Annotated in this window: 18 protein-coding genes; 14 read left to right on the top strand and 4 right to left on the bottom strand. The window is 66.1% G+C overall.

Annotated elements, in window-relative coordinates; genetic code table 11:
- The first annotated feature begins 93 nt into the window (after positions 1–93).
- The 4 genes from ubiG (at position 94) to IB261_RS08420 (ending at position 3,462) form a co-directional block, all read left to right on the top strand.
- Entirely contained in the window at positions 94–792 is a 699-nt protein-coding gene (gene ubiG, locus IB261_RS08435) for a bifunctional 2-polyprenyl-6-hydroxyphenol methylase/3-demethylubiquinol 3-O-methyltransferase UbiG (protein ID WP_081517942.1), read from the top strand.
- Positions 789–1,466: an N-acetylmuramic acid 6-phosphate phosphatase MupP gene (gene mupP, locus IB261_RS08430; RefSeq protein WP_151186361.1), complete on the top strand. Its 678-nt coding sequence runs from the start codon at positions 789–791 to the stop codon at positions 1,464–1,466. The genes ubiG and mupP overlap by 4 nt, the downstream gene beginning before the upstream one ends.
- 58 nt (positions 1,467–1,524) lie before the next feature.
- Positions 1,525–2,268, top strand: coding sequence for a YciK family oxidoreductase (locus tag IB261_RS08425; protein WP_138215154.1), 744 nt, complete (start codon positions 1,525–1,527; stop codon positions 2,266–2,268).
- Positions 2,269–2,535: 267 nt separating this feature from the next.
- Positions 2,536–3,462 carry a GGDEF domain-containing protein gene (locus IB261_RS08420; protein ID WP_192381976.1) on the top strand — a complete coding sequence of 309 codons (927 nt, stop codon included), beginning with the start codon at positions 2,536–2,538 and terminating at the stop codon, positions 3,460–3,462.
- Between the two features lie 112 nt (positions 3,463–3,574).
- On the opposite strand, the gene rluB is transcribed toward IB261_RS08420, so the two are convergent.
- On the bottom strand, positions 3,575–5,005 hold the full coding sequence (gene rluB, locus IB261_RS08415) for a 23S rRNA pseudouridine(2605) synthase RluB (RefSeq protein ID WP_192381974.1): 1,431 nt from the start codon (positions 5,003–5,005) through the stop codon (positions 3,575–3,577).
- A gap of 122 nt (positions 5,006–5,127) precedes the next feature.
- On the opposite strand from rluB, the gene IB261_RS08410 reads away from it, so the two are divergent.
- The 4 genes from IB261_RS08410 to IB261_RS08395 all read left to right on the top strand — a co-directional run bounded on the left by IB261_RS08410 (position 5,128) and on the right by IB261_RS08395 (position 7,907).
- The gene (locus IB261_RS08410; RefSeq protein ID WP_192381972.1) at positions 5,128–5,562 is read left to right on the top strand and encodes an NUDIX hydrolase; all 435 of its coding nucleotides are present in this window, start codon (positions 5,128–5,130) and stop codon (positions 5,560–5,562) included.
- Between the two features lie 151 nt (positions 5,563–5,713).
- Entirely contained in the window at positions 5,714–7,141 is a 1,428-nt protein-coding gene (gene ccoN, locus IB261_RS08405) for a cytochrome-c oxidase, cbb3-type subunit I (RefSeq protein ID WP_192381969.1), read from the top strand.
- A gap of 1 nt (position 7,142) precedes the next feature.
- A complete protein-coding gene (locus tag IB261_RS08400; RefSeq protein ID WP_192289293.1) occupies positions 7,143–7,373 on the top strand; it encodes a cbb3-type cytochrome c oxidase subunit 3 in 231 nt (76 codons plus the stop codon).
- 267 nt (positions 7,374–7,640) lie between these two features.
- Positions 7,641–7,907 (top strand): DUF2790 domain-containing protein, encoded by a 267-nt coding sequence (locus IB261_RS08395; RefSeq protein WP_081517936.1) that lies wholly within the window; start codon positions 7,641–7,643, stop codon positions 7,905–7,907.
- A gap of 186 nt (positions 7,908–8,093) precedes the next feature.
- On the opposite strand, the gene IB261_RS08390 is transcribed toward IB261_RS08395, so the two are convergent.
- A complete protein-coding gene (locus IB261_RS08390; RefSeq protein ID WP_192381967.1) occupies positions 8,094–9,998 on the bottom strand; it encodes a potassium transporter Kup in 1,905 nt (634 codons plus the stop codon).
- Between the two features lie 244 nt (positions 9,999–10,242).
- Here IB261_RS08390 and rimO point away from each other — a divergent pair, with 244 nt between their 5' ends.
- The 3 genes from rimO to IB261_RS08375 are packed head-to-tail and all read left to right on the top strand — an operon-like array spanning position 10,243 to position 12,452.
- Positions 10,243–11,565, top strand: a complete 1,323-nt coding sequence (gene rimO, locus IB261_RS08385; RefSeq protein WP_081517934.1) for a 30S ribosomal protein S12 methylthiotransferase RimO — start codon at positions 10,243–10,245, stop codon at positions 11,563–11,565.
- Between the two features lie 49 nt (positions 11,566–11,614).
- Positions 11,615–12,076: a YehS family protein gene (locus tag IB261_RS08380; RefSeq protein ID WP_081517933.1), complete on the top strand. Its 462-nt coding sequence runs from the start codon at positions 11,615–11,617 to the stop codon at positions 12,074–12,076.
- A 7-nt stretch (positions 12,077–12,083) separates the two neighbouring features.
- Positions 12,084–12,452 (top strand): DUF2784 domain-containing protein, encoded by a 369-nt coding sequence (locus IB261_RS08375; RefSeq protein WP_192381965.1) that lies wholly within the window; start codon positions 12,084–12,086, stop codon positions 12,450–12,452.
- Here IB261_RS08375 and IB261_RS08370 read toward each other — a convergent pair.
- Positions 12,400–13,983 (bottom strand): ArnT family glycosyltransferase, encoded by a 1,584-nt coding sequence (locus IB261_RS08370; protein WP_192381963.1) that lies wholly within the window; start codon positions 13,981–13,983, stop codon positions 12,400–12,402. The genes IB261_RS08375 and IB261_RS08370 overlap by 53 nt on opposite strands.
- A gap of 173 nt (positions 13,984–14,156) precedes the next feature.
- Here IB261_RS08370 and IB261_RS08365 point away from each other — a divergent pair, with 173 nt between their 5' ends.
- Both IB261_RS08365 and tsaA read left to right on the top strand, forming a co-directional pair.
- On the top strand, positions 14,157–14,930 hold the full coding sequence (locus IB261_RS08365; RefSeq protein WP_192381961.1) for an SDR family oxidoreductase: 774 nt from the start codon (positions 14,157–14,159) through the stop codon (positions 14,928–14,930).
- Between the two features lie 57 nt (positions 14,931–14,987).
- A complete protein-coding gene (tsaA, locus tag IB261_RS08360) occupies positions 14,988–15,686 on the top strand; it encodes a tRNA (N6-threonylcarbamoyladenosine(37)-N6)-methyltransferase TrmO (protein WP_192381959.1) in 699 nt (232 codons plus the stop codon).
- 8 nt (positions 15,687–15,694) lie between these two features.
- On the opposite strand, the gene IB261_RS08355 is transcribed toward tsaA, so the two are convergent.
- Positions 15,695–15,997: a heme-binding protein gene (locus IB261_RS08355; RefSeq protein ID WP_081517928.1), complete on the bottom strand. Its 303-nt coding sequence runs from the start codon at positions 15,995–15,997 to the stop codon at positions 15,695–15,697.
- Positions 15,998–16,057: 60 nt separating this feature from the next.
- On the opposite strand from IB261_RS08355, the gene IB261_RS08350 reads away from it, so the two are divergent.
- Positions 16,058–16,471: a VOC family protein gene (locus tag IB261_RS08350; RefSeq protein ID WP_151186352.1), complete on the top strand. Its 414-nt coding sequence runs from the start codon at positions 16,058–16,060 to the stop codon at positions 16,469–16,471.
- Positions 16,472–16,515 lie beyond the last annotated feature (44 nt).

The raw sequence follows: 16,515 nt of genomic DNA, 5'->3' as shown, positions 1-16,515 counted from the left end.
CTGCGACAATCTGTCATGCCGCGCCCCATCCAGTGAACGAAGCTGGCATCATAGTCAGCCTTCGTTTCCAGCTTTTTGATCAATAGGGACACCATGAGCAACGTCGACCACGCCGAGATCGCCAAATTCGAGGCCCTCGCCCACCGCTGGTGGGACCGCGAAAGCGAGTTCAAGCCCCTGCACGACATCAACCCGCTGCGGGTCAACTGGATCGACGAGCGCGTCAGCCTCGCCGGCAAGAAGGTGCTCGACGTCGGCTGCGGCGGCGGCATCCTCAGCGAAGCCATGGCCCAGCGCGGCGCCACCGTCACCGGCATCGACATGGGCGAAGCGCCCCTGGCGGTCGCCCAGTTGCACCAGCTGGAATCCGGCGTGCCGGTGGAATACCGCCGCATCACCGCCGAAGACCTGGCCGAAGAGATGCCCGAGCAGTTCGACGTGGTGACCTGCCTGGAGATGCTCGAGCACGTGCCGGACCCGGCCTCGGTCATCCGCGCCTGCTACCGGATGGTCAAGCCCGGCGGCCAGGTGTTCTTCTCCACCATCAACCGCAACCCGAAGGCCTACCTGTTCGCCATCGTTGGTGCGGAGTACGTGATGCGCCTGCTGCCGCGCGGCACCCACGACTTCAAGAAGTTCATCCGTCCCTCCGAGCTGGGCGCCTGGTCGCGTGACGCGGGCCTGGCGGTCAAGGACATCATCGGCCTGACCTACAACCCGCTGACCAAGCACTACAAGCTGGCGGGCGACGTCGACGTCAACTACATGATCCAGACCCTGCGCGAGGAGTGAGTCGCATGCTCAGAGCGGTTCTCTTCGACATGGACGGCACGCTGCTGGACACCGCGCCGGACTTCATCGCCGTGTGCCAGGCGATGCTTGCCGCCCATGGCCGTGCGCCAATCGATGACCAGCGCATCCAGGACGTGGTTTCCGGCGGCGCCCGCGCCATGGTTGCCGCGACCTTCGACATGGACCCGGAAGCCCCCGGCTTCGAGGCCCTGCGCCAGGAGTTCCTCGACCGCTACCAGGAGCATTGCGCCGTCTTCACCCGCCCGTACGACGGCATGGCCGAACTGCTGGAGAGCATCGAGCAGTCGCGCCTGATCTGGGGTGTGGTGACCAACAAGCCGGTGCGTTTCGCCGCGCCGATCATGGAGCAGCTCGGCCTGGCCGAGCGCTCCGCCGTCCTGGTCTGCCCGGACCACGTGACCAGGAGCAAGCCGGACCCGGAAATGCTCCTGCTGGCCTGCAGCCAGCTGAAGGTCGACCCGTCCGAAGTGCTGTTCATCGGTGACGACCTGCGCGATATCGAGTCGGGCCGCGCCGCCGGGACCAAGACCGCGGCCGTGCGCTACGGCTATATCCACCCGGACGACAACCCCGCGCACTGGGGCGCCGACGTCATCGTCGACGCACCCCGCGACCTGCTCGCCGTCCTCGACCGCGCTCTCTGCTCCTGCTGAGCCCCATCCCCGCGAGCCCGTTGTCCGTCGCGCTGACGGGCTCCGCCAAGGAGAAACCATGTTCGACTATTCCGCCCGCCCCGACCTGCTCAAGGGCCGCGTGATCCTGGTGACCGGCGCCGGCCGCGGTATCGGCCGGGCCGCCTCGCTCGCCTTCGCCGCCCACGGTGCCACCGTGCTGCTGCTGGGCAAGACCGAGGACTACCTCAACGAGGTCTACGACCTGATCGTCGCCGCGGGCCATCCGGAACCGGTGGTGATCCCGCTGAACCTGGAAACCACCCTGCCGCACCAGTACGACGAACTGGCGGCGATGATCGAGAAAGAATTCGGCAAGCTCGACGGCCTGCTGCACAACGCCTCGATCCTCGGCCTGCGCTCGCCCATCGAGCAGATATCCACGGACAACTTCACCCGCGTCATGCAGGTGAACGTCAACGCCATGTTCAGCCTCACCCACACCCTGTTGCCGCTGCTCAAGCTCTCCGAGGACGCCTCGGTGGTCTTCACCTCCAGCAGCGTTGGCCGCAAGGGTCGGGCCTACTGGGGCGCCTACGCGGTATCGAAGTTCGCCACCGAGGGCCTGATGCAGGTGCTGGCGGACGAGTGCGAGGACATCACCCGCGTGCGCGCCAACAGCGTCAACCCTGGCGCCACCCGGACCGCCATGCGCGCCCACGCCTATCCGGGCGAGAACGCCTACAACAACCCGGCGCCGGAAGAGATCATGCCGGTCTACCTGTACCTCATGGGCCCGGACAGCCAGGGTGTGAACGGCCAGGCCTTCAACGCCCAGGACTGATTCCGCCCCTGAAGATCCGGCACGGACGTACCAGCGGCGTCGGCCTGCAGCCCAGCAACCACGCCGCTTTCCGCCAATTTTCCGGCTCCATCGCTCACCGCCCTCCGGCAAAGTGCCACTATTTCGCCAGACTTCTGGCGAAACCTTCCGCCCCTCGGGAACCCTGACCGCCATCGGTCGGTCAATACGGCGTCTTTTCAGGCCTTTCCGCGCCCTGGCACGGAAATCGCTCTGTCCTTCGCAAACGCCGTAAAAATGGTCACCGCCATGGTTCCTCCCAAGCAGTCCAACACCATCGATTTCGATGCTGCCAAGCTCCAGCGCGCAGCCAGCCAGGACACCCGCCCTCTCTCGCGGCGTCCGCTGGACCTGCTGGAATTGCGCCAGCAGTTGAACCTGCAATTGCAGGTGAGCCTGGAGGCCGAGCGCATCCTGGCGGTGTTCTTCCGCGAGATCCAGCAGATGCTGCCGGTGGAATACATGGCCTACTACCACGCCGGCGCCGACCTGCGCCTTGAGTTCGGCGAGGCGGCCCGGCACAGCGCCGACTACCGCCTGACCCACGGTAGCGAATACCTCGGCGAGATCAGCTTCCGCCGCGCCCGGCGCTTCTCCGAGGCCGAGCTGTCGCAGCTGGAATCGCTGATGGCCTGCCTGCTCTACCCGCTGCGCAACGCCCTGCTCTACCGCGCCGCCGTGCAGTCGGCACTGCGTGATGCGCTGACCGGCACCGGCAACCGCATCGCCATGGACCAGACTCTGGGCCGCGAGGTCGAGGTGGCGCGGCGGCACCTGCTGCCGCTGTCGATCCTCATGCTCGACCTGGACCACTTCAAGCAGATCAACGACGAGCACGGCCACAGCGTCGGCGACGACGCCTTGCGCGCCGTGGCCACTGCACTGAAGAACAGCCTGCGCAACGTCGACATGGTGTTCCGCTTCGGCGGCGAGGAGTTCCTCGTGCTGCTCTCCAACACCCCCGGCGTCTCCGCCGTGCAGGTGGGCGAACGGCTTCGCGCTGCCGTGGAGGAGCTGAACCTGGCCGCCGACGGCAAGCGCTTGCCGCTGTCCATCAGCCTGGGCTGCGCGACACTCAATGGCGGCGAGTCGGTGGACGATCTCCTGCGCCGGGCAGACAACGCCCTCTACGAGGCCAAGCGCGACGGTCGCAACCGGCTGGCCTGCGCCAGCTGACGCCTGCCTCGGCTGCAGGAGCGCTGCCGGGTCGACAGCGCGATGCTTTCCCCCCCAATCGCAGGCAATAAAAAAGGGCTCCGAGGAGCCCTTCTTCATTTACTGCTGTCGCTTAGCGCTTGAAGCCCGGACGCATGCCGTCACCGGCAGCTTGCGGACGACGCTTGGCGATCGGCTTGCGGGCGACTGGCTTGCCGGGACGCTCGGCCAGCGGGGCGCCTTTCTCGCGAGCCGGGCGGTCGCTCGGCGCCTTGCGCGGTGCGCGGCCTTCGCCGGCATCGCTGCGCGGACCACGGGCCGGACGATCGGCGCCGTCACGCGGAGCGCGAGCAGGACGATCGCCACCAGCGTCACGCGGTTTGCGCGGAGCGCGGCCTTCACCAGCATTGCTGCGCGGGCCACGAGCCGGGCGATCACCCGCATCGCGCGGAGCACGAGCAGGACGATCACCACCGGCGTCACGCGGCTTGCGCGGGGCGCGGCTGTCGGCGGAATCACCACGCGGGGCGCGCGCCGGACGGTCGCCTGCATCACGCGGAGCGCGAGCCGGACGCTCGTCCGAATCGCGTGGAGCACGGGCCGGACGCTCACCAGCAGCCGGACGCGGAGCACGCTGCGGACGCTCGCCTTCGGCGCGCTCGGTGCGGGTACGCGAGCCACGGCCCGGACGCTCGCTGGGCGCCAGCTTCTTGCCGAGCTTGCGCTCCTGGCGCTCGACCTTTTCCTTGGTCTTGGTGGAGACCGCCGGCAGGGCGATCGGCGTCAGGCCGACTTCCTCGCTGAGGATGTCCAGCTCGCGCTGGCCCATCTCGCGGTAGCGGCCCATGGTCAGCTCGGAGGTCAGGAAGACCGGTCCGAAGCGCACGCGCTTCAGGCGGCTGACCACCACGCCCTGGGATTCCCACAGGCGGCGGACTTCGCGGTTACGGCCTTCCATCACCACCACGTGGTACCAGTGGTTGAAGCCTTCGCCACCCGGCGCTTCCTGGATGTCGCTGAACTTGGCCGGGCCGTCTTCGAGCATCACGCCGGCTTTCAGGCGCTCGATCATCTCTTCGTCGACTTCGCCACGCACGCGTACGGCGTACTCGCGGTCCATCTCGTACGACGGGTGCATCAGGCGGTTGGCCAGCTCACCGTCGGTGGTGAACATCAGCAGGCCGGTGGTGTTGATGTCCAGGCGACCGACGTTGATCCAGCGACCACTGCGCAGGCGCGGCAGGCGGTCGAATACGGTCGGGCGGCCTTCCGGATCGTCGCGGGTGCAGACTTCGCCTTCGGGCTTGTTGTAGATCAGCACGCGACGGACGTGCTCTTCGATCTTCTCGCGCTTGAGCAGGCGGTCATCGACGGCGATGGCATCGCGGTCGCCTACGCGCTGGCCGAGGGTGGCCACGGCGCCATTGACCTTGACGCGGCCTTCTTCGATCCAGGCTTCGACGTCGCGGCGCGAGCCGACGCCCATGCGGGCGAGGACTTTCTGCAGTTTCTCGCCGGCCGGGGCTGGGGTAAGTTCTTCAAGGTTTTCGTGCGTGTCGGTCATCTGGGCACCTCCCGGTGTGGCATGCAACGAATAAAAAAGGTCGCGCATCATACGCGCTTGCGGGCAGCAAAGCACCGTCCGCAGTCGGGAAAGACTAGTCGACTTGCAGGGGGAAGAAAGCCATGCAGCCAGAAGACGACTTCACCGGCGCCAAGCTCGCGCTGTTCCACGCCGGCCAGTTGGTGGTCTACAAGCGCGACGAGAAGCCCGGCATCCCCTACCCCGGCTGCTGGGATTTCCCTGGCGGCGGCCGCGAAGGCGGCGAAACGCCGGCGCAATGCGCGCTGCGCGAACTGGAGGAAGAATTCGCCCTGCGCCTGGACGAGCAGCGCATCGAATGGCAGCGCCGCTACCCGGCCACCCATGGCCCGGCGCCCTGGGCGTGGTTCCTGGTGGCGCGCCTGGAGCAAGCCGAGTTCGAGGCCATCCGCTTTGGCGACGAAGGCCAGTACTGGCGCCTGATGCGGGTCAGCGAATACCTCGCCCATGACGAGGCAGTGGATTACCTGCAGGAACGCCTGCGGCATTTCCTCGCAGGGCGGCTGGACATCGCCTGATTCCGCAGCGCAGGCCGCTGATCCGTATTTGCGCGGCCTATCTGAATCTGTTTCCTGCCCGCGCATTTTCCTAGATTGCCCGCTCACCGAAGCGTGTCGGACTCGCAGTCCATGGCGCGCCCGGACGTTCTGACACAAGCGGGAATCGAGCATGAACACGAGAAGCACGGAGCAGGCGTACAACTACAAGGTGGTCCGCCAGTTCGCCATCATGACGGTAGTCTGGGGCGTCATCGGCATGGCCATGGGGGTTCTGATCGCCTCACAGCTGGTCTGGCCGCAACTGAACCTGGACCTGCCCTGGACCAGTTTCGGGCGCCTGCGCCCGCTGCATACCAGCCTGGTGATCTTCGCCTTCGGCGGTTGCGCACTGTTCGCCACCAGTTACTACACGGTGCAGCGCACCTGCCAGACGCGGCTGTTCTCCGACAGCCTCGCCGCCTTTACCTTCTGGGGCTGGCAGGCCCTGATCGTGACCATGATGATCACCCTGCCGCTGGGCTACACCACCACCAAGGAATACGCCGAGATCGAGTTCACCGGCGCGGTATGGATGGCCATCGTCTGGGTCGCCTACGCCATGGTGTTCTTCGGCACGCTGATGAAGCGCAAGACTCCGCACATCTATGTGGGCAACTGGTTCTTCGCCGCCTTCATCCTCGTTACGGCAATGCTGCACATCGTCAACCACCTGGCCATTCCGGTGGACTGGTTCAAGTCCTACCCGGTGTACTCCGGCGCCACCGATGCCATGGTGCAGTGGTGGTACGGACACAACGCAGTAGGCTTCTTCCTCACCACCGGCTTCCTCGGGATGATGTATTACTTCGTGCCCAAGCAGGCCGGACGACCGGTGTACTCCTACCGGCTGTCCATCGTGCACTTCTGGGCGCTGATCACCCTGTACATCTGGGCCGGCCCGCACCACCTGCACTACACCGCGCTGCCCGACTGGGCGCAGAGCCTGGGCATGGTGATGTCGCTGATCCTCCTGGCGCCCAGCTGGGGCGGCATGATCAACGGCATGATGACGCTCTCCGGTGCCTGGCATAAGTTGCGCACCGACCCGATCCTGCGCTTCCTCGTGGTTTCCCTGGCGTTCTACGGCATGTCGACCTTCGAAGGTCCGATGATGGCGATCAAGACCGTCAACGCCCTGTCTCACTACACTGACTGGACCATCGGCCACGTCCATGCCGGCGCACTGGGCTGGGTGGCGATGATTTCCATCGGCTCGCTCTACCACCTGATTCCCAAGGTCTTCGGTCGCGAACAGATGCACAGCATCGGTCTGATCAACGCACACTTCTGGCTGGCCACCATCGGCACGGTCCTCTACATCGCCTCGATGTGGGTCAACGGCATCACCCAGGGCCTGATGTGGCGCGCGGTGAACGCCGACGGCACGCTCACCTATTCCTTCGTCGAAGCGCTGCAGGCCAGCCATCCCGGCTTCGTGGTGCGCATGAGCGGCGGCATGCTGTTCCTCGGCGGCATGCTGCTGATGGCCTGGAACACCTGGATGACCGTGCGCCAGGCGCGCCCGGAAGCCCTGCGCATCGCCGAGCGGATGGCCTGAGATGACGCTCTGGCTGGGGCTGGTCGGCCTGCTGGCGCTGTACTTCGGCGTCGGCTGGTGCCTGCGGGCACACCGCGAGCGGGGCATCGAGGAGGCCAGCATGCTGCCCTTCGCCGATGACGAAGAAGCCGCCCAGCGCATGGAGAAAGCCACGGGCCGCAGCCGCACCGGCTGCGCCTGCCCCGGCCGCTGCCAGGGCGACTGCGAGCACTGGCGCGACTGGCAGCCCTAGCGCGCCACCTCGGGCGCGCAACTGCGACAGAGCGCCGCATCACCTCCATCAATTTTCATTAGCAAGCACATCAATTTCCCGGCGGGCAGCCCGAGGAGGAATATCACTCCCGTGCCCCGCCACCAGATGGACGCCTGAAGCATCGTCCCCTGTCCTGTCTGGACCCCAGGACAGACATCATCGATGCCAGTGCTCCCCGGTGGGGCTTTCAAACCCATTCAGGGCCCCAGCGGGCCCTCACCGAGCGTTTTATCGAGGGAATAAAGAATGAAGCTTGCCTCTGTCGTGTCGGCTGTCATCTCCAGCCTCGCCCCGATGGCTTTTGCCCAGGACGCAATCAAGAACCCCGGCGCCGAGCTGCCGGTTACCGAATACCACTACGGCATGTCCCTGGACGTCGACAAGGTTCTGCACCGCACCGACAACTCCGGCAAGGTCGGCATCGTGCCCGCCTACATGGTCTACCAGGATCACAACGGCGAGACCCACAAGGTCCGCTTCCTCGAATGGGGCGGCAGCACCAGCCAGGGCTGAGCCTTTCGCGAACATCGTCCTCCGGCCGTCTTGGCCCAACCCCGCGAGCCTGTGGTGGCGGTCGGGGGGCGATCCTGATTTCCTGCACAGCGATGCAGTTCGGCCCTACGAAGAGCCATCAGCACGGGGCTGCACCCACAATGAAAAAAACGCGCCATTGGGCGCGTTTTTTCATACAGCGAGAACTCAGATTTCCACCTGCGTCCCCAGCTCGATCACCCGGTTCAGCGGCAGGTTGAAGTAACGCAGGTTGCCATTGGCGTTCTTCAGCAGGAAGGCAAACAGCGCTTCGCGCCAGCGCGCCATGCCGATCAGCTTGGACGGGATCACCGTCTCGCGGCTGAGGAAGTAGGTGGTGCGCATCGGGCTGAAGTCCAGCTCGTTGAGGTGGCACAGCTTGAGCGCCTGCGGGATGTCCGGGTCTTCCATGAAGCCGAAGTGCAGCACCACGCGGAAGAAGCCCTCGCCGTAGGCATCCACCTCGAAGCGACGGTCCGGCGGCACGCGCGGACTGTCTTCGTTGACCACGGTGAGCAGCACGACCTGCTCATGCAGCACCTGGTTATGCAGCAGGTTGTGCAACAGCGCATGGGGCACGGCGTCGGTGCGGGCAGTGAGGAACACGGCGGTGCCCTGCACACGGTGCGGCGGCTGCGAGCGGATGCTGGAAATGAACAGCGGCAGCGGCAGCGAGCCCTCGTCGAGGCGGTCCACCAGCAGTTGGCGGCCGCGCTTCCAGGTGGTCATCAGGATGAACAGGCCGATACCGGCGATCACCGGGAAGGCACCGCCCTGAACGACCTTGGGCAGGTTCGCGGCGAAGAACAGGGTGTCGACGAACAGCATCATCAGGAAGAACGGAATCGCCAGCCACAGCGGCCACTTCCACAACAGCCAGACCACCACGCCCATCAGCAGGGTGGTCATCAGCATGGTCCCGGTCACCGCCACGCCATAGGCCGAGGCCAGGGCGGCGGAGGATTCGAAGCCCAGCACCAGCAGGACCACGCCGACCATCAGCGCCCAGTTCACGCCCGGAATGTAGATCTGCCCCTGCTCGTGGCTGGAGGTGTGCTGGATCGACATGCGCGGCACGAAGCCGAGCTGGATGGCCTGGCGGGTCAGCGAGAAGGCGCCGGAAATTACGGCTTGCGATGCAATCACCGTCGCCGCAGTGGACAGCGCCACCATCGGCACCAGCACCCAGCCCGGCGCGGTCAGGTAGAAGGGGTTCCGCGCGGCTTCCGGGTTGACCAGGATGGTCGCGCCCTGGCCGAAATAGTTCAGCACCAGCGCCGGCAGCACCAGGGCGAACCAGGCACGGGCGATGGGCTTGCGGCCGAAGTGGCCCATGTCCGCGTACAGCGCTTCGGCGCCGGTCAGCGCCAGCACGGTGGCGCCGAGGATGGCCACGCCGATGCCCGGATGGGAAACGAAGAAGTTGAAGGCCCAGGCCGGGTTCATCGCCTTCAGCACTTCCGGCTGCCGCGACACGCCGTAGGCGCCCAGCGCCGCCAGCGCGAGGAACCACGCCACCATCACCGGGCCGAACAGAATGCCGATGCGCGCGGTGCCGTGCTTCTGGATGAGGAACAGGCCGACCAGCACGATCAGCGACAGCGGCACCACCCAGTGCTCCAGGCCGTCGAAGGCGATCTCCAGGCCCTCGATGGCCGAGAGGACCGAGATTGCCGGGGTAATCATGCTGTCGCCATAGAAGAGTGCCGCACCGATCAGGCCGGCGATCACCACCATTGCCTGCAACCGATGCTTCCCGGCGGCGGCGCGGCGAGCCAGCGCGGACAGCGCCATCACCCCGCCCTCGCCCTGGTTGTCGGCGCGCAGTACGAAGATCACGTACTTGATCGACACCACCCAGATCAGCGACCAGAAGATCAGCGACAACACGCCGAGCACGCCGTCGTGGTTGGCCTGTACGCCATATCCGCCGACGAAGACTTCCTTGAGGGTGTACAGCGGGCTGGTGCCGATATCGCCGTAGCAGACGCCCACGGCGCCGACCATCAGGCCGATCGCGGAGCTCGAATGGGGCTGCTCATGCTCAACGGTGCCGGCGCTTGCATCGGACATGTAACAAAATTCCTCAAAAAAATTCGGCGCATCCTGCTCCGACCCTTTCGTCGATGCAAGAGCCGGGTACGAAGGTTCTGAATGACTATAGAGCGTGTTGCCCGGAATTACCGGGCGAACGGGGCTGTCAGGCGGCGTGCGACAGCTTGTCCCAGAGAGGCTGGTCAAGTGCGCGGGACGCCGCTAGAATTGCGCACTTTTTGATCAGAGGCGCCGCCAGCGCGCCCTTCGAGGTTAGCCGCACATGTCCACCGCCACACCCAAAGTCGGATTCGTCTCGCTCGGATGCCCGAAAGCGACCGTCGACTCCGAACGCATCCTCACCCAGCTGCGCATGGAAGGGTACGAAATCGTTCCCACCTACCAGGACGCAGACGTGGTGGTGGTGAACACCTGCGGCTTCATCGACAGCGCCAAGGCCGAATCCCTGGACGCCATCGGCGAAGCCATCGCCGAGAACGGCAAGGTGATCGTCACCGGCTGCATGGGCGTCGCCGAAGACAGCATCCGTGACGTGCACCCCAGCGTGCTGGCCGTGACCGGCCCGCAGCAGTACGAGCAGGTGGTCAATGCCGTCCACGAGGTGATCCCGCCCAAGGCCGAGCACAACCCGCTGATCGACCTGGTGCCGCCGCAAGGCATCAAGCTGACCCCGCGTCACTATGCCTACCTGAAGATTTCCGAAGGCTGCAACCACAGCTGCAGCTTCTGCATCATCCCGTCGATGCGCGGCAAGCTGGTCAGCCGGCCGGTCGGCGACGTGCTCAGCGAAGCCCAGCGCCTGGTCAAGGCCGGCGTGAAGGAACTGCTGGTCATCTCCCAGGACACCAGCGCCTACGGCGTGGACCTGAAATACAAGCTGGACTTCTGGGACGGCCAGCCGGTGAAGACCCGCATGCTGGAGCTGTGCGAGGCGCTTTCCTCGATGGGCGTGTGGGTGCGCCTGCACTACGTCTACCCGTACCCCAACGTCGACGACGTGATCCCGCTGATGGCCCAGGGCAAGCTGCTGCCCTACCTGGACATCCCCTTCCAGCACGCCAGCCCGAAAGTGCTGAAGTCCATGAAGCGCCCCGCCTTCGAGGACAAGACCCTGGCGCGCATCAAGAAGTGGCGCGAGATCTGCCCCGAGCTGACCATCCGCTCCACCTTCATCGTCGGCTTCCCCGGCGAGACCGAGGAAGACTTCCAGTACCTGCTGGACTGGCTGACCGAAGCCCAGCTCGACCGCGTCGGCTGCTTCCAGTACTCCCCGGTGGAAGGCGCTCCGGCCAACGACCTGGGCCTGGACGTCGTACCCGATGACGTCAAGCAGGACCGCTGGGAGCGCTTCATGGCGCACCAGCAGGCGATCTCCGCCGCCCGCCTGCAACTGAAGATCGGCAAGGAAATCGACGTGCTGATCGACGAAGTGGACGATGAAGGCGCGGTCGGCCGCTCCTACGCCGACGCCCCGGAAATCGACGGCGCCGTGTACATCGACAGCTTCGACGTGAAGCCGGGCGACAAGGTGCGTGTACGCATCACCGACGCCGACGAGTACGACCTCTGGGCCGAACTGGTCTGATCCGCAAAAGCCCCGCTGAAGCGGGGCTTTTCATTTCAAGGGTAAGAACATGACCAACAACGACGTGCTGCGCAGCCTGCGCTACCTGCTGGACATCCGCGATGCCCAGGTGGCCGAGATCACCGCGCTGGCCGGGTTCAACGTCAGTGCCGAGGAAATCGGCGCCTACCTCGCCCGCGACGACGAGCCGGACTTCAAGCCGTGCAGCGACCGCGTGCTGGCGCACTTTCTCGACGGCCTCATCGTGCATCGCCGTGGCCGCGACGAATCGCGCCCGCTGCCGCCGGTGGAACTGCCGCTGACCAACAACATCACCCTGAAGAAGCTGCGCGTCGCCTTCGAGCTGCGCGATGACGACATCCTCGCGATCCTCGACAGCGTCAGCTTCATCGTCACCAAGACCGAACTGGGTGCGCTGTTCCGCAAACCCGGCCACAACAACTACCGCCCCTGCGGCGACCAGTTGCTGCGCAACTTCCTCAAGGGCCTGACCCAGCGTCAGCAGCGCTGAGGCCAACGTGCTCTATCGCCTGGCCGCCGACGCCGTCGTCCTGCTGCACCTGGGGTTCATCCTCTTCGTGCTGCTCGGCGGCCTGCTGGTGCTGCGCTGGCCGCGCCTGACCTGGCTGCACGTGCCGGCGGCGGCCTGGGGCATGGCGGTGGAGTTCCTCCACCTCTACTGCCCGCTCACCCCGCTGGAAAACCACTTCCGCGCGCTGGCCGGCGACAGTGGCTACAGCGGCGGCTTCATCGAACACTACCTGATCCCGCTGATCTACCCCGCCGGCCTGACCGAGGCGACCCAGGTCGTGCTCGGCCTCGTGGTGGTCGCGGTCAATCTGCCGCCTTACCTGCTTCTGCTGCGCCGGGCACTGCGTTCGCGCTGAGCGGATTGGTCATGGGCAGATACGCCAGGCTGGCCTCCTTGTTCTTCGCATGGCCCAGGCGCTGGCCATTGTTGAGCCTCGACTCGATCAGCCGGTGATCCGCCGTCAGCCAGTTCAGCGGCTGCTTTCCTTCGTGCGTCACCTGGGAAATGATCAGGGTACGCGCCGGGTCCCAGTCCTCGCCGGTAATCTTGCGCAGCCAGTCGAACAGCGCGGCGCTGTCGCCCTGTGGATAACCGGAGTGGATATAGAGGAACGGATGCGCCTGGCGTTCGCCGCGCTGCTCCAGATATATCGGCAGGCGTGCATCGTCATCGCCGAGGATCAGCACCCGCCACTGCGACCAGGGCGCGGTCTGCTCCGCCGCGGCGCGCACCTCCTTGGCGAACAGCGGAACCCCGCCACCGCCGTTGCTCCACGGATAAGCCACGCCAACCACCAGCAGCATCAGCACCGCTCCCGCGCCCACCACCCGAGGCCAGATGCGGCCCAGCCCCGCGAGCCCGCGCTCGTGCCGCGATTCGGCCACCCACCAGGCCGCCAGCAACTGGGCGAACGGCACCAGCGGCAGTACGTAGTAGCTGCGCCGGCCGCCGCTGGCGGTGAAGAAGGCGAACAGCAGCACCAGTGCCCAGACCAGCCAGCGGGCGTTGGGTTGCAGTTGCTGCCAGCGGTGCGCGGCGAACCACAGGCCGAGTATCCACAACGGCGCCCAGGGCAGCGTGTAAGCCGGCAGGTAAAGCAGGTAGGTGTAGATCGGCCCCTCATGATCAAAGGGCTGGAAGAAGCGCACGACGTTCTCGCGGAACACCAGCGCCAGGCCGCTCTCGCCGTAGCTGGGCTGGCCGTAGAAGTGCGACAGCACGAAGGGAATAGCGTAGGCGGCACCGGCCACCGCCAGCGCCGCCATCAGCCGCAGGTTCAGGTGCCGGCACCAGCGCCCCTCGCTGAACAGGTGCGGCAGCAGCACCAGCCCCGGCAGGACGAAGCCGATCAGGCCCTTGCACAGCGAGGTCAGCGACAGGATCAGGAAGAAGCCCAGGTAGCCCGAGAACCGTGTGTCCTCCGGATCACGCCAGTACCAGGCCAGCGCCGCCAGCACGCCGAACACCGTGAGCATGTCCGCCGTCGCCACCCGCGCCCAGAACAGGAAGTAGAAGGTGGTCGCCAGCAGCCAGCCGGCCAGCACTCCAGTTCCCTTGCGCAACAGCCGCTCGCCCAGCCACCAGGTCAGCCAGACGCTCCCCAGCCCGGCCAGTACGGTGCTCAGACGCAGCGTCCAGTGGTTGAGGCCGAACAGGCTGGCGGGCGCGGTGATCAGCCAGTAGGACAGCAGTGGCTTGTCGTAGTAAGGCGCGCCGCGCAGGTAGGGGTCGAAGTAGTCGCCCGACTGCAGCATCTGCAATGAAATGTCCGCCCAGCGCACTTCCGGCCCCCAGACCTCGCGCCAGCCCAGCCCGAACACCAGCAGCACCAGCGTGGCGCCCAGCAATAGCGCCAGTGCCTTGCGATCGTTACTCCAACCCTGCATCACCCGGCCCCCGGCCTCTCGAACGTGCGCCGGACACTAGGGCAGCGATGGTTATGCGCAGGTTAAGAAAATGCAGCCATCGCGTAATGCGTCGGCATTTGCCGATTGGATAGTGCTCGGAGCGCCCCCGCGATACCGCTAGGGTGAGGCGAAAACCCAGCCAGGAGAGGCTCATGCACCCGTACTTTTCCCTCGCCGGACGGACCGCCCTGGTCACCGGCGGCACCCGTGGCATCGGCCGGATGATCGCCCAGGGCCTGCTCGAAGCCGGCGCCAAGGTAATCATCTGCGCCCGTGATGGCGCCGCCTGCGCCGACACCGCCACGGAGCTGTCGCAGTACGGCGAGTGCATCGGCCTGCCGGCCAACCTCGCCACCGAGGAAGGTGCGCGCGCCCTGGCCGCCGAGCTGAACGAGCGCCTGGACCACCTCGACATCCTGGTGAACAACGCCGGCACCACCTGGGGCGCACCGCTGGAAAGCTACCCGGCCTCGGGCTGGGAGAAGGTCATGCAGCTCAACGTCACCGCCGTGTTCAGCTGCATCCAGCAACTGCTGCCGCTGCTGAAGAAAGGCGGCAGCGCGCAGAACCCGGCCCGGGTGATCAACATCGGCTCGGTGGCCGGCCTCACCTCCCACGGCGAAAGCGCCTACGCCTATGGCCCGAGCAAGGCCGCGCTGCACCAGCTGTCGCGCATGCTCGCCCGCGAACTGGTGAAGGACCACATCAACGTCAACGTCATCGCCCCCGGCCGCTTCCCCAGCAAGATGACCCGCCACATCGCCAACGACGAACAGGCCATGGCCGAGGACACCGCCGTCATCCCCATGCGCCGCTGGGGCCGCGAGGAAGAGATGTCCGCCCTGGCAATCAGCCTGGCGAGCGCCGCCGGCGCCTACATGACCGGCAACATCATCCCCATCGACGGCGGCTTCCACCTCGGCTGAGCCCCGCTACGAGGGGAATCGGGTACCATGGCGGCCCCAGCAACAGCCCGTGCCGCCATGTCCCACAGCATCTCGCCGATCGGCCACGTCCGCTCCTGCTTCAAGGAGAAGTTCGCCATCCCGCGCCAGCCGCAACTGGCCCCGGCAGCGACCGGCGTGCTGGAACTGCTGCCGCCATTCGACACCGGCGACGCGGTGGAAGGCCTGGAGCAGGTCAGCCACGTCTGGCTGATCTTCCTCTTCCACCAGGCGCTGGAAGACAAGCCGCGGCTGAAGGTGCGCCCGCCGCGCCTGGGCGGCAACCAGTCGATGGGCGTGTTCGCCACCCGCGCCACCCACCGCCCCAATGGTCTTGGCCAGTCGGTGGTGAAGCTGGAGAAGGTCGAGCCCGGCCGCCTCTGGCTGTCCGGCATCGACCTGCTCGACGGCACCCCGGTCATCGACATCAAGCCCTATGTGCCCTACGCCGATATCGTGCCGGACGCACACAACGCCATCGCCGACGCGCCGCCCGCGCCCATCGCCGTGCACTGGAGCGACGAAGCCCTGCGCCAGGCCCATGAACATGGCCTGCGCCTCGGCCAGCCGGTGTGCGAACTCATCGAGCAATGCCTCGCCCAGGACCCGCGCCCGGCCTACCAGAAGCCGCCGCCCGAGCGCCGCTATGGCGTGCGCCTGTGGGACCTCGACGTGCACTGGCACTACCCCAGCGACGGCGAAATCCGCGTGCTGGACCTGCAACCCGCCGCCGACTGAAGCCTGCGTCAGTCCACCGGATTGAGGGCGATCACGTCGCTCTCGAAGCACTCCTGCTCGAGGATCAGCGGTTCCACCAGCGGGCGGCTGTCGCGGAAGTGCGCGGTTTGCGTGTGCGCCTCGTAGGCCGCGTCGTCGCGGTAGATCTCGTAGAGGTAGATCACGTCCGGATCGAGGCGATCCTGGGACACATCGAAGACCAGGCAGCCGGGCTCGCTGGACACGGAAGCGGCGGCATTTGCCTTGATGGCGTGGAGGAAATCCTCGGCGCTGCCGGGCTTCACGCGGGTCTTGATGAACAGACTGTACACAGGACGTTCCTTTTGTTTTAAATTTGAAATCGAATTGTATACAAAAAAGGAACCGCGTCCATGTCCGATCTCCCTGCCCGTCCCGGCCGCCTCAACGGCCTGCGCCACCTCGCCCTGCTGGTACCGAACCTCGAGGAGTGCGAGCGCTTCTACGTCGACGTACTCGGCATGCAGGTGCTCAACCGCGCCAACGAAGACCTGGTCTACCTCACCTGCGGCAACGACAACCTCTCCCTGGGGCGCGGCTTCGGCGCGGCCAACGGCCTGCAGACCATGGACCACTACGGCTTTGTCGTCGACAGCGTGGAAGAGTTGGAAGCCTGGTACCAGTATTTCAAGGCACGCGGCGTGACCCTGCTGGACCGCCCTTTCGACCATGGCGACGGCGCGCGCAGCTTCCACCTGCTCGACCCGGCGGGGAACAAGGTGCAGCCGCTGTATCACCCGGCGGTTTCCGGCCAGCGCCTGGCATAAGCCGTGCCTCGACGCTCGCGCAGGGCGCATAACCCGGTACGGGT

It is taken from the genome of Pseudomonas sp. PDM20, assembly GCF_014852575.3.
GTDB lineage: Bacteria > Pseudomonadota > Gammaproteobacteria > Pseudomonadales > Pseudomonadaceae > Pseudomonas.
Note: the sequence above shows the minus strand (reverse complement) of the source record. Positions and strands in the feature narration are given on the sequence as shown.

What these genes read in the sequence shown, in the direction of transcription:
- IB261_RS08370 (WP_192381963.1), bottom strand. Translation starts at nt 13,983, where the DNA reads ATGCAGGGTTGGAGTAACGATCGCAAGGCACTGGCGCTATTGCTGGGC.
- ccoN (WP_192381969.1), top strand. Translation starts at nt 5,714, where the DNA reads ATGAACACGAGAAGCACGGAGCAGGCGTACAACTACAAGGTGGTCCGC.
- IB261_RS08350 (WP_151186352.1), top strand. Translation starts at nt 16,058, where the DNA reads ATGTCCGATCTCCCTGCCCGTCCCGGCCGCCTCAACGGCCTGCGCCAC.
- IB261_RS08410 (WP_192381972.1), top strand. Translation starts at nt 5,128, where the DNA reads ATGCAGCCAGAAGACGACTTCACCGGCGCCAAGCTCGCGCTGTTCCAC.
- IB261_RS08400 (WP_192289293.1), top strand. Translation starts at nt 7,143, where the DNA reads ATGACGCTCTGGCTGGGGCTGGTCGGCCTGCTGGCGCTGTACTTCGGC.
- IB261_RS08380 (WP_081517933.1), top strand. Translation starts at nt 11,615, where the DNA reads ATGACCAACAACGACGTGCTGCGCAGCCTGCGCTACCTGCTGGACATC.
- tsaA (WP_192381959.1), top strand. Translation starts at nt 14,988, where the DNA reads ATGTCCCACAGCATCTCGCCGATCGGCCACGTCCGCTCCTGCTTCAAG.
- rimO (WP_081517934.1), top strand. Translation starts at nt 10,243, where the DNA reads ATGTCCACCGCCACACCCAAAGTCGGATTCGTCTCGCTCGGATGCCCG.
- ubiG (WP_081517942.1), top strand. Translation starts at nt 94, where the DNA reads ATGAGCAACGTCGACCACGCCGAGATCGCCAAATTCGAGGCCCTCGCC.
- IB261_RS08395 (WP_081517936.1), top strand. Translation starts at nt 7,641, where the DNA reads ATGAAGCTTGCCTCTGTCGTGTCGGCTGTCATCTCCAGCCTCGCCCCG.
- IB261_RS08365 (WP_192381961.1), top strand. Translation starts at nt 14,157, where the DNA reads ATGCACCCGTACTTTTCCCTCGCCGGACGGACCGCCCTGGTCACCGGC.
- IB261_RS08425 (WP_138215154.1), top strand. Translation starts at nt 1,525, where the DNA reads ATGTTCGACTATTCCGCCCGCCCCGACCTGCTCAAGGGCCGCGTGATC.
- IB261_RS08390 (WP_192381967.1), bottom strand. Translation starts at nt 9,998, where the DNA reads ATGTCCGATGCAAGCGCCGGCACCGTTGAGCATGAGCAGCCCCATTCG.
- IB261_RS08420 (WP_192381976.1), top strand. Translation starts at nt 2,536, where the DNA reads ATGGTTCCTCCCAAGCAGTCCAACACCATCGATTTCGATGCTGCCAAG.
- rluB (WP_192381974.1), bottom strand. Translation starts at nt 5,005, where the DNA reads ATGACCGACACGCACGAAAACCTTGAAGAACTTACCCCAGCCCCGGCC.